A 12,565-nucleotide genomic window follows, 5' to 3' on the forward strand; every position below is an offset into this window, starting at 1 on the left:
AGCAATGGTTGCTGAACGTCTTGTTAATAATGAGAATTGAACTATGGGAGTTCATATTTTATGTACATGTAAGGTGCATAGAATATGGGCTTTTTTTGTTGTAAAAAGGATTTAGCAAATAGCTATCTACTAAAAAATTTGTGTTTGGGAGGTTTCAGTATGAGTGAATATGCTGTCTCCATGGAGCATGTGACGAAAACGTTTTCAGGAGTGAAAGCATTAAAGGATGTGCAGCTTCACGTAAAGCCTGGAGAGGTCATGGCTCTGTTGGGAGAAAACGGAGCAGGAAAATCTACCATGATGAAGATATTGTCCGGTATTTATACGAGGGATACGGGAGAAGTGGAGATTTTTGGAAAAAAAGTTGGAAAAACCATGAATGCAAAGCAGGCACAGGAACTGGGAGTGGCCATCATTCATCAGGAGCTAAAGTTGTGCCAGCATCTTTCTGTTGCTGATAACATGTTTCTTGGAAGAGAGCTTGTAAAGAAAGGCAAGATGGACAAAAAAGAAATGTATCATCAGGCAAAGGTGCAGCTGGAAAAGCTGGGGGTAACGGAGCTGGATCCGGATACCATTGTGGGAACACTTTCCATAGGACGGCAGCAGATGGTTGAGATTGCAAAAGCACTTTTGATTAACGCGAAAATTCTGATTATGGACGAACCATCATCTGCATTGTCTAATGCGGAGATTACGGAAATGTTCCGGATTGTTCGTGAGCTTCGGGGGGCGGGAACAGCAATTATCTACATAAGCCATCGTCTGGAGGAGCTCCATCATATTGTTGACCGTGTAACGATTATGCGGGATGGTATGTATATTGCAGATGGAAATTTTAAAGATTTTACAATGGATCAGATTATCGCAAATATGGTCGGACGTGAAATTACAGAACAGTTTCCAAGATCAAAGGTTCCCCGGGGAAAGAAGATCCTGGAGGTGAAAAACCTGAATGCGGGAAAACTGGTACGGAATGTGGACTTCGATGTGTATGAAGGTGAAGTTCTTGGTTTTGCTGGGTTGATGGGGGCCGGGAGAACAGAAACCATGAGGGCAATCTTTGGTGTGGATTCTGTGGAATCAGGGGAGATCATTATGGATGGCAGGATATTGTCTATTAAGTCACCTAATGATGCAATTTGCCAGGGCATTGTGCTGGTGCCCGAGGATAGAAAGAAAGAAGGTCTTTGTACAAACCTCTCTATACGTGAAAATATCGCATTGCCAAACCTGGATAAGATTTGCAGGGCAGGGGGGATGGTAGACCAGGGAGAAGAAAAAAAAATTGTTGAAAAAGGAACCAGCTCTCTCGCTGTCAAAATGGCAAATGCAGACACTGCGGCTGATAGCCTTTCCGGAGGGAACCAGCAGAAGGTGGTGGTGGCAAAGTGGCTTGCAAGAGATTCCAGAGTGATTATCTTTGATGAGCCCACCAGGGGTATAGATGTTGCTGCAAAAACGGAGATTTATCAGATTATTAATCAATTAAAGAAAAATGGTATTGGTGTCATTGTAGTATCTTCGGAACTGCCAGAGATTATGGGAATTTCAGATCGTTTGCTGGTTATGTGCAATGGGAGAATTACGGGCGAACTTAATCCGTATCTGACAGGTGAAGAAGAGATTATGACATGCGCCACCAAATTCGGAAGTAATGAGGCGTAATTGATGGAAAAGGAGAAACCAAATATGAAGAGAGAAAGTAGATTTCAAAGATGGATTTCAGCCCCAGGAACGGCTTCCGTTCTTACGGCTTTTGCCGGAGCAGCGGTTCTGATTATAGTATTTACATTTATAAATAAGAATTTTGCATCCAAAAACAACCTGATGTCCCTAAGCAGAGCAATCTGTCCATATCTTCTAGTTGGCATTGGCCAGGGTATTGTCTGTATTACAGGCAACATTGATTTATCCATTGGTTCAGTGCTGGGTATGTCAGCCATGATGTCCGCAACTATGATTTGCAGGGGAGTAAATCCTATTGTGGCAATACTGCTTACGATAGCTGTCTGTCTGCTGGTGGGACTGGTGAATGGAGTGCTTATAGGAAAGTTTCAGCTTCCCTCTTTTATTGGCACTCTGGGGACAATGACCATCTGCCGGGGTATTGCAGAAATTGTAAATGGCAACTACAATACCGGCGATATTGGAACTACTCCTCTTGTGACAGCCATCCGGGATCTGTTTTACTATGGAAAAGTGGGGGTCCTTTATAAATGTGTGATTGTATCCGCTGCCATTTGGTTAGTCTTTAACTACACTATGAACCATACCAAAACAGGACGCCATATTTACGCAATCGGATCTAATAAAGACGCTGCATTTTTCTCTGGGGTCAATGTATTTGCAACAATTACAAAAGCATATGTAATTTCAGCGTTTGTATCCTGCATCGCAGGCCTGGCGGTTATGTCGGCGGCTGGTATGGGAGCTATGCAGGCGGGCTTAAGTTATGAGATGTATGGCGTTGCAGCGGCTGTTATTGGCGGCATATCTACCCTTGGCGGCAGCGGACATTTAGCAGGCGTGATTGCAGGTGCGTCTGTATGGGCGATACTGCAAAATGGTTTGACACTTGCTAATATTCCAGTAGGAATGAGAAATATTATTATCGGCATCATTGTTGTTGTCTGCGTTTTAATGGATATTATCCGCAGAAAGAAATACTAAATATTTAAATTTTTGAAACGGATGAAAAACTGATTTGAAAGAAGAGAATAAAAAACAACAAGAACAAAGATGGAGGTTAAAATGAAAAAGAAATTATTAGCTATTTTAGTAAGCGCAGCAATGGCAGTTTCGCTAGCAGCATGTGGGGGGCCTTCTGAAAGTGCATCTGTGGATGGGGAGCAGGCCGCAGGAGAAAACGCAGGATCAGAAGGAGTTTCAGCAAAAGTCGCTGTTATTACCATGGATCAGGTAAATGTTTATTGGTCTTACATTGCGGAAGGCGCAAAAGCCCAGGCGGAAACCTACAATGCAGAAGGAAATAATATTGAGGTGGAATGGCTTGCGCCGGAAACTGCGGACAATACACTTCAAATTCAGCAGATTGAGTCAGCTATTGCCAACGGCGTAGATTATATTGCGATTGCATGTATTGATACCACTGCACAAAACATGGCTCTTCAGGAAGCAATTGATGCAGGAATTAAAATAATTTATGTAGACTCTCCGGCGGAACTGGAAGCAGAGGTTACCTTTGCGACAGATAATTATCAGTGTGGTGTGGATGCTGGTGAGTATATGATGAAGACTCTGCAGGAAAAGGGGATTAAGGGTGGCTTGATTGGTATTATTGATGGGCAGGCTGGATCCAACACCTGTACCAGCCGCTATGAAGGATTTGCATCTGTATTTGAAGGTACTGGTTATGAGATTAGCGAGCGTATGTTCTGCGAAGGGGATGTAGCAAAGGCACAGGAATTCGCAAACACCTTAATCAACAATGGAGCAGTTGGACTTTACGGCACCGACAATAACGCTACCAATGGTCTGGGGGCCGCGATTGGGGATGCAAAGAATAATGGCATTGAAGTTTTGGGGATGGGATGGGATACATCGGATAAAAACATTACCTATATTGAGAACGGTTCTCTGCTAGCATTTATGGCTCAGAATCCGGACTTGATGGGTGCGTACGCAATTGATACAGTCGTATCTCTGGAAAAGGGAGAAGCGATTTCCGAGACTTCTGTGAATACAGGCGCTACCGTAGTTACCACTGAAAATGTAGGGGATTATAAATAAATAGTGTAACAGGCAGTCATAATAAAAATTTTCAATTGATTATATTTTTAAAATTTCAAATCAGTTATTTCGGAAGCTATCCTTTAGCATTTTGGGATAGCTTCCAGCTAATAGGGTAAGAAAACAGGGTGAATGGATTGGAAAGGCAGGCAAATATGAAGAAGGTTGCGTTGATTACAGGTGGATCGAATGGTATTGGCAAAGGTATTGCATATAAATTAGCGGAGGAAGGCTATGATATCGCTTTCACTTATGCTTCAAATCTAAAAGCAGCAGAGGAAGTTAAGGCTGAATTGGAGGCAAGAGGGAGCAGGGCAGCATTTAGCCAGGCGGATTTAAGAGAAGCTGCGGAGGCGCAGAAGGTGGTGGACTGGGCACATGCCGAAATGGGTAGAATTGATGCCATGATTATTAATGCGGGTTTGGATGGAAGACATAGTGTGCTGACTGCCGTACAGAGGGATTACGATGATTTCTTTCATATGAATCTCCGTGCCTCTATGATGCTTTGCGGAGCGGCAGCACGCTATATGATTAAAGATAAGATTAAGGGAAACATGATCTTCATTACCTCGTCCAGAGGAGAACGCGCTTATGCTGATGATTTTATGTATGGAATGACGAAAGCAGCGCTTAAAAGAGCATGTGAATCTATTGCCATTGATCTTTCGCCGTATGGAATTCGTGCAAACTGTGTAGCTCCGGGGGCGACCTGGACACATGCCGGCGCAGCGCACGAAACTCTGATGGACGGCGGGGTGCCTATGGGGCGTATTGGAACTCCCGAAGATACAGCGGATTTAGTAGCCTATTTGATTTCAGATAAAGCATTTATGATTGATGGAACTCAAATCCGTATTGACGGCGGATTAATCCTTTCCGGACTGCCGGAAGGTTGGGCAGAGGCCAAATTCCTGGATCCGGAATGGACCAAAAAAAATTACAATAAGTTTATGGAGGAGTATTTTCCTGAGACATAGACAGTAGACTGTGCAGTCATTCCAAGTAGGGATGGCTGCTAATTTTTTTCCACTAATTTCCTGGTGTATTTTTATGTTTAAACGAAGGGTGGATGGTATAATATAGGCCCAGCCAGAGCTTATTAGCGCGGATAATTTTTACATGTATATTTTATGTTTGATCCAATTTCAATAATATTGTTATAAAACGGGAGCATATCCTTATTGAAAAATCTTCTCTTTTTCCTTACTATTGTGACATAAGCATAAAACAAATGCGATATACCAATGGAAAATGCGCATTATAACAAGGTATTATCTGGTGATGGGAGGGAAATAACTAAAAAATATATAAAAAGTTTTGCGGATAGGGAGAAATTAGTGACGAAAGTATTGTTGCTATATGAGGAAGGAAAGATGATATGGGATCTGATTGTGCCGATCTGGTAGGTAAAAATATGGAATGCAGGAGGTGAAAACATGCCAGAAAAACAGGATAAGAGCGGGCATAAAAATGAAGAAAAGGAACTTGTCTGTAGTATGAGGGGGATCTCCAAGGTTTTTGGCCGTGTCAAAGTAATTGAAGACATTAAATTAGATGTGTATGCGGGTGAAGTGCATGCTTTGATGGGGGAGAACGGAGCTGGAAAAAGTACACTGATGAAAATATTATGTGGACTTTATACAAAAACTGAGGGTACTGTGGAGTTGTTTGGCAAGGAAGTAGAGTTTCATTCCATACATGATTCGGAAGCAGCTGGGATCGGCCTGGTTCCGCAGGAAATAGACTTGTTTCCGGAGCTGTCGGTAACGGAAAATCTGTTTGTGGGACGGAAGAAACCAAGAACGAAATTGGGAGTTTTTGACTGGGGGAGGATGCATGAGGAGGCGAGAGCAGTCTTTAAGCGGCTGGGTGTTGAAATTGATGTTACGAAACTTGTAAAAGTTATGTCAATGGCCAACTGCCAGTTGATAGAGATAGCCAGAGCTTTGCTTCGTGATGCACGGATAATGATTTTTGATGAGTCCACAGCTTCTTTGACAGATCCGGAGATTGAGCAGCTTTTCCGGGTGATTCGGGATTTGAAAACTCAAAATGTTGGTATTATATACATTTCACACCGTATGGATGAAATCTTTCAGATTTGTGACCGTATTACGGTATTGAGAGACGGGCAGTGGATTGCCTGTGAAAAAGCATCAGATTTGGATTATGATCAGCTGGTTAAATTAATGATTGGACGTTCTAGCAGTCAGCTTTTTACCAGAGAGAAATCTGAACCTGGAGAGGTTTTGCTGGAAATTGAGAATTTGAGCAGCGGAAACAAATTCCGGGATGTGAGCTTTGAGCTTCGCGCTGGGGAAGTCGTTGGACTTGCCGGGCTGGTAGGCGCAGGAAGAAGCGAAATTGCGCAGACGATCTTTGGTATTCTAAAAAAGGACAGCGGTAAGATCAAACTCAGAGGAAAAGAAGTCAGTATTGACGATCCTGGCAAGGCAATGGATCTGGGAATTGCATATCTTCCGGAAGAAAGGCGCTCCCAGGGGTTGATACTTCCTATTAGTATACGGCGTAATATTACCCTTGCATCTTTGAAAAAGATTTCAAAGAAAGGTCTAATTGATCGAAAACGAGAAAAAGAGCTGGCTTCCAATTATATTTCTACATTCTCCATAAGGGGAGCTACCTTGGACAAACCTGTGATTGAACTGTCTGGAGGTAATCAGCAGAAGGTTGTAATTTCTAAGATACTTGCCCGTGAACCGGATATTCTTTTAATTGATGAACCTACGCGAGGCATTGACATAGGGGCTAAGTCAGAGATTTATAAATTAATTGATGAACTTGCACAGCAGGGAAAAGCAATACTTATGATTTCATCAGAATTAACAGAGGTTATCTCATTGTCGGATCGGGTAGTTGTTATGTACGAAGGCAGAAAGGCGGGGGAATTCGCTCGTGAGGAGATTACCCAGGAAAAGATTGGTGCAGCCTCTTCCGGACTAATGGATCAGGGAAGTGCGGTTGACGAGGGAGGTGTAATGTAATGCCCAAAAAAAATATAAGTTCTGGAATAAATGGGGGAGCAGGTAGGAAAATTGCGAATCTGTTTTTATATCCGCCTACCCCTTGTATAATCCTTATTGTTGTACTGTTGTTGCTTTTTTCGGTGATTGCACCTGGATTTGCTACGTTTGCAAACTTTCAGGCAATTGTGATCCAGGTGGCATACATAGGCGTGATCGCCCTTGGACTGAATTTTGTTATATTGCTTGGTGAGATTGATGTTTCTGTTGCTATTATCATGTTACTTTCCGCCTATGCATTCTCGGTCGTTACAATTATAACGGATCAAGTGTTTTTTGGAGTGGCAGCAGCTCTTATTGCAGGCGCACTATTCGGTACCGTGAACGGATTACTCGTTGCAAAGCTGCAATTGATTTCCTTCATTGCTACTTTAGCTACTAAATTTATGGTTCGTGCACTACTTTTAATATATTGCGGCGGAGGAGCATTCAAGACAAACGCTGATCTGCCAGAGAATGTGAAAAAAGTTACAAAAATGCTGGCAATGGGCACCATTAAAGTACCGGCAGAACAGAGGTGGCTGAGTGTCGGCAAGATATTTGGAATTAGCGTATCTGTTTATATATTGCTAATTGTATTATTTGTGATTTTGATGGTCTCCAAGAATACGAACTGGGGAAGAAATGTATTTGCGTTAGGGGGGAATAATCGTGCTGCTGTTGTCGCCGGTATCCCTGTGCACCGCACAAAGATTTTAGCATACACCGTATGCGGGCTTTGCTGTGGTTTGGGCGGCGTTTTGTATATATGTCAGTCCGGCACTATTCAGCCGATGGCGGCTAATGGCGGAGAAATGAATATTATCGCGGCGTGCGCAATTGGCGGAACTTCCATGTCTGGAGGCCGCGGCGCGGGAATTTCTCCATTTGCTGGAGCTATTCTTATTGGAATTATTCTGAATGCCACTTCGGTTATGGCGATTTCTGGTTCCTGGCAGGACTTCTTCATTGGGGCCATTGTTTTACTGTCCGTTGTATTCGATATTGTACGTAGAAAGGTGGTGGACAATATCTATGTTTAATACTGTAGAACCAGCAAAACAAGTAAATAATAAGAAAAGATTTGATATAAAAGAGTTTGCAAAGACGGATAAAGCAAGGATGATTATTCTGATTGCAATTATTGTTATAGAGGTGATTGTCTTCTCGTCTAATCCCAAATTCCTTACCGCCAGTAATTTGTTAGATGCATTTCGTACCTATACAGAAATTGCAATTATTGCGTTGGGTATGACTTTTGTTCTGATGTCAGATGGTATTGACCTTTCCGTTGGATCTTTACTTGCATTGGTATCCATTACAATTGGTTTTACCCATAAGGCGGGATGTCCGCTGGCTGTATCTTTGCTTCTGGGTATGCTGGTTGGAGCACTTGGAGGGCTTTTCAACGGTGTTGTGATTGTGTATGGTAAAGTTCATGCATTTGTGGTGACGCTGGGTACGTTTTCCCTCTACCGCGGTCTTGCATACGGGCTTACGAATGCGGAGTCATATTCGGATTTTCCGGCCTGGTTCGGATTTTTTGGCAACAGCTATATAGGGGGAGTGCTTCCGGTGCAATTTGTTATCTATATACTCCTTGCTGTTACCATGTTTGTGATTTTTAAAATGATGCCTTATGGAACCCATGTTTCTGCCCTTGGATATAATTCTGTTGCAGCGAAGTTTTCCGGGATCCGGGTAAACAGAGATAAAATAATGGTCTATATGATTAGCGGAATATTAGTGGGTATAGCAGCGGTTATTTATACATCCCGAATGAGTGCATCTCGTGGTAATGCCGGTGAAAATATGGAGATGTATGCAATCGCGGCAGCTGTTCTTGGGGGCACAAGTATGTCCGGAGGGCATGGCAGCCTGGAAGGTACGATTGTCGCAACGTTTATTCTGGCATTAATGAAGAATGGAATAGCCATGCTGGGCTTCAAAAATGACTGGGCATTATTTATTACAGGTGCACTGGTTCTGGCGAGTATGATTTTGAATAGAGTGATGCAGCAGAATAGCAAAGAATGATGATTATTCTATCAATTTGCCTCATAATGGAACGTTTATGCGCGAAATAGGACGCATTAATGTAAATAACCTAATTTATTAAGGAGGAAAGAAAATGAAGAAAAAAATGCTGAGTATTTTATTGGCAACGACTGTGTGTGCATCATTACTGGGTGGATGTGGCAGCCCGTCATCGGATGACAGTGCTAAGACTACGACTACGGAAACTGATGAGAAAACAGAGGGGAAGACGCCGGATACCCTATCATCGGATGGAGATATCACAGTTGGTATGTGTGCAAAACTTATGAATGACGGACATATGCTTGCGATTGGAGAAGGTGCTAAGGTTGCGGCGGATGAATTTGGATATACCCTTGACTTTAACGGGCCGGTTCAGGGTGATATCACAGAACAGACGGATATCATTAACCAGTGGACCCAGAAAGGCTATGATGCCATTACCATTTCTGCTAATGATGCAGATGCCTTGACTCCTGCTATGGAGGCGGCGGCAAAAGCGGGCATTCTCACATCCAGTTGGGATGCGGATATTAATCCTGAGGCACGTAAATGTATGGTGACACAGGCAACAGAAGAGGGCGTTGGTACTAAACTGGGAGAAGAAATTGTTAGATCGGGTGTTACTTCTGGTAATGTACTTGTAATTACCTCCACGCTTACTGCGCCAAACCAGAGTGCCTGGTTGGAGCACTGTAAAAATTGGCTGGCAGAGAATGCCCCTGATGTCACACTCGTCGATGTGTTGCCGTGTAACGAGGATACTTCAGAGGCAAGGGATTTAACTTACAATTATCTTATGGCCCATAAAGACACAGAGGCTGTTCTTGGGATGTGTGCAACAGGGCTAGCGGGAGCTTGTGAAGCGATTGACCAGCTGTCACTGGCGGGTGAAGTTAAAGCTACCGGCATTTTTGTTCCAAGCCTTAATGCAGATTATCTGAAGAGCGGCACTTGTTTCTCAGGCGTTTTATGGGATCCGTATGAGCTGGGATATTGCACTATCGCTATGGTAAAAGCACAGATAGACGGAAAGATTGATGAAGTTCTTGAGTCTGGTGAACTCGATTGCGGAAAATATGGAAAAAAAGAGGTAATTGATAAAGAAAAGGGTATTATTTGCCTGGGCGAGCCTATGGTATTTACAACAGACAACGTTGATGATTATGATTTTTAAGAATATCATTATAGTAAGGTGCTGACGCTAAGGTATAAAATCTGGCTTTAAACGGTAAATAATTAAAAATGGTGCTAAGCCATAGTATTAAGACTATGACTTAGCACTTTTTGATTAGTTTCTGATTCGAAGCAGGACATAAGGAAACACGATAATATGGTTATATAATCTGGGAATATACCTATTGAAATTTTTGTTTCCTGTGATAGAATATGTTTGGTACATGGGTACTAAAAATGTTATTTTCTCCTAAAAATTAATAACAAAAAAGCCGGGCTGTATAGCAGTCCGGCTTTTTTGCGTACTGATATTTGTATCATATATTCAAACTTAATAAAAAGCAATATTGTTATGTAAGTCAGGGATAAAATTATAGCTTTTAAAATAGGAAAATCATATACTTATATCATCAAAAAAGTACGATAAACAACCATAAAGGAGAATAGAAATGGAGGATAAAAAAATTTCAGGGGCACTTGAGGGTGTTAAGGTTCTTGACCTTACCAGAGTGCTGGCAGGTCCCGCCTGCACAATGATGCTGGCTGATATGGGAGCTGAAGTAATTAAGGTAGAGGTACCGGGAAAAGGGGACGACAGCCGTGCGTTCAGTCCTTTTCAAAAAGGGGAAAGCGCCTATTTTATCAATATGAATCGGAATAAAAAAGGTGTAACTCTTAATATGAAAAGTGAGGAGGGAAAGAAGATCTTCACAGAGATGCTGAAAAAGGCAGATGTTGTTGTGGAAAATTACAGACCGGGAGTTATGGAGCGTTTAGGCTTTGGCTACGAGGATATTAAGAAGATTAACCCTGGCATTGTCTACGGTGCCGTTTCCGGCTATGGACATACCGGTCCGTATTCTCAGAGACCGGGGTATGACGCTATTGGACAGGCAACCAGCGGTCTTATGAGCACCACAGGATTTCCGGAAAGCGGACCCACAAGAATAGGTACTCCTATGGCAGACTATCTTGCTGGTTTATCTGCCGCGGTTGCAATTCTTGGTGCTCTTCATTATAAGGAAAAAACGGGCATTGGACAAAAGGTGGATATTGCGCTTATGGATGCTGCAATTGCCAGTATGCAGGTGATACAGACCTATTATTTAGTGGAAGGCAGACTTCCTTCCCGAATCGGCAATCGTTATGAGTCAAATTATCCTACCGATGGTTATCCCACAGCAGATGGCAATATTATGGTCAGTGCGGCAAATGATAAGCTGTGGCGCGCTATGGCAGCAGCCATAGGCAGAGAAGATTTGGCAGATAATGAGAAGACACATTCCAACAGGGAAAGACTGCAGAATTGGCCTTATATCAGAGAGGAGATACTCAAGTGGACAACTTCACATTCAACTGCGGAGTGTGTGGATATCCTGGTAAAAGCCGGAGTTCCGGCAGCCTCCATCAATGATATCTCTCAGGTTGTGGCAGACCCACAGACGAAAAACAGAGAAATGTTTGTGGAAATTGAACATCCGGTTGCGGGTAAGATGACAATGACAGGATCTCAGCTTAAACTTTCCGAAACTCCGGTTACATACCGTAAGACAGCACCGGCGCTTGGAGAGGACAATGAAGCAGTTTACGGAGCGTGGATCGGTTTGAGTGCAGAGCAGATTGCAGATTATAAGGAAAAAGGAGTGATGTAATAATGAAACTTCCGAAAAAAGTCAGAATCAGAGATGTAGGACCAAGAGATGGCTTTCAGAATGTAAGAACCTTTATTGATACAGATAAAAAATTGGAGATTATTGACGGGCTTGTGACAGCCGGTATTCAGGCGATCGAAATCACCTCTTTTGTAAATCCCAAGGCCATTCCCCAGATGGCAGACGCTGCGAAAGTTGCAGCGGAGGTAAGAAAAAAATATCCGGATCTGGAAGCGCTGGCTCTTGTGCCCAATCTCAGGGGCGCAGAAAATGCCTCTAAAGCCGGTATCCGAAATGTAGCGTATGTGGTCTCAGCAAGTGAAGCGCATAATAAAGCAAATGTCAACAGGTCAATTGATGAGTCTGTGGAGAACCTGAAGGAATTAGTTTTACAGCATCCGGAACTGAATGTGAGGGTGGATATAGCAACTGCCTTCGGATGTCCGTACAGCGGGACCACTCCGCCTGAGAATGTTTTCCGCCTGCTGAAAGTGTGTAGGGAGCTGAGAATTCAAGAGGTTACACTCTGTGATACCATTGGCATAGCAAATCCCAAGCAGGTTTCCGGACTTCTGAATGCGGTGAAGGATGGCTTCCCGGAGTTGAATATTGCTCTGCATCTGCATAATACAAGAGGCATGGCACTGGCTAATATGGCAGTTGCGGCAGAATGTGGAATTACAAATTTTGAAACCTCTGTGGGGGGCTTGGGGGGATGTCCTTTCGCCCCTGGATCAGAAGGAAATGCAGCTACAGAGGATACGGTATATATGTTTGAGCAGATGGGGGTGGAGACAGGAATTGATCTGGAGAAGCTGATAGAAACTGTTTCCTATGTACAGGCGAATGTAGATGCCCTTGTGACAGGAAAAATGCTGAAGGTAAAAAACAGTACATGTATTAATTTTTGAAAGGTTGATA

10 protein-coding genes are annotated in these 12,565 nt (G+C 43.0%); all 10 read left to right on the forward strand.

What is annotated here, in order from left to right; all coding sequences use genetic code 11:
- The first annotated feature begins 159 nt into the window (after positions 1 to 159).
- Positions 160 to 1,668 carry a sugar ABC transporter ATP-binding protein gene (locus ACGHCT_RS00640; protein ID WP_390437583.1) on the forward strand — a complete coding sequence of 503 codons (1,509 nt, stop codon included), beginning with the start codon at positions 160 to 162 and terminating at the stop codon, positions 1,666 to 1,668.
- A gap of 24 nt (positions 1,669 to 1,692) precedes the next feature.
- A complete protein-coding gene (locus ACGHCT_RS00645) occupies positions 1,693 to 2,673 on the forward strand; it encodes an ABC transporter permease (RefSeq protein ID WP_390437584.1) in 981 nt (326 codons plus the stop codon).
- Positions 2,674 to 2,754: 81 nt separating this feature from the next.
- Positions 2,755 to 3,753, forward strand: coding sequence for a substrate-binding domain-containing protein (locus ACGHCT_RS00650; protein WP_390437585.1), 999 nt, complete (start codon positions 2,755 to 2,757; stop codon positions 3,751 to 3,753).
- A gap of 155 nt (positions 3,754 to 3,908) precedes the next feature.
- The gene (locus ACGHCT_RS00655) at positions 3,909 to 4,733 is read left to right on the forward strand and encodes an SDR family NAD(P)-dependent oxidoreductase (protein ID WP_390437586.1); all 825 of its coding nucleotides are present in this window, start codon (positions 3,909 to 3,911) and stop codon (positions 4,731 to 4,733) included.
- A gap of 459 nt (positions 4,734 to 5,192) precedes the next feature.
- On the forward strand, positions 5,193 to 6,761 hold the full coding sequence (locus ACGHCT_RS00660; protein ID WP_390437587.1) for a sugar ABC transporter ATP-binding protein: 1,569 nt from the start codon (positions 5,193 to 5,195) through the stop codon (positions 6,759 to 6,761).
- A complete protein-coding gene (locus ACGHCT_RS00665) occupies positions 6,761 to 7,822 on the forward strand; it encodes an ABC transporter permease (protein WP_390437588.1) in 1,062 nt (353 codons plus the stop codon). The genes ACGHCT_RS00660 and ACGHCT_RS00665 overlap by 1 nt, the downstream gene beginning before the upstream one ends.
- Positions 7,815 to 8,816 (forward strand): ABC transporter permease, encoded by a 1,002-nt coding sequence (locus ACGHCT_RS00670; RefSeq protein ID WP_390437589.1) that lies wholly within the window; start codon positions 7,815 to 7,817, stop codon positions 8,814 to 8,816. Before ACGHCT_RS00665 ends, ACGHCT_RS00670 begins: the two co-directional genes overlap by 8 nt.
- A 94-nt stretch (positions 8,817 to 8,910) precedes the next feature.
- Positions 8,911 to 9,993, forward strand: a complete 1,083-nt coding sequence (locus ACGHCT_RS00675) for a substrate-binding domain-containing protein (RefSeq protein WP_390437590.1) — start codon at positions 8,911 to 8,913, stop codon at positions 9,991 to 9,993.
- Between the two features lie 448 nt (positions 9,994 to 10,441).
- The gene (locus tag ACGHCT_RS00680) at positions 10,442 to 11,644 is read left to right on the forward strand and encodes a CaiB/BaiF CoA transferase family protein (protein ID WP_390437592.1); all 1,203 of its coding nucleotides are present in this window, start codon (positions 10,442 to 10,444) and stop codon (positions 11,642 to 11,644) included.
- A 2-nt stretch (positions 11,645 to 11,646) separates the two neighbouring features.
- Positions 11,647 to 12,555, forward strand: a complete 909-nt coding sequence (locus tag ACGHCT_RS00685; protein WP_390437593.1) for a hydroxymethylglutaryl-CoA lyase — start codon at positions 11,647 to 11,649, stop codon at positions 12,553 to 12,555.
- The last annotated feature ends 10 nt before the right edge of the window (positions 12,556 to 12,565 follow it).

This window comes from Lactonifactor longoviformis (genome assembly GCF_042848515.1).
Taxonomy (GTDB): Bacteria; Bacillota; Clostridia; order Lachnospirales; family Lachnospiraceae; genus Lactonifactor; species Lactonifactor longoviformis.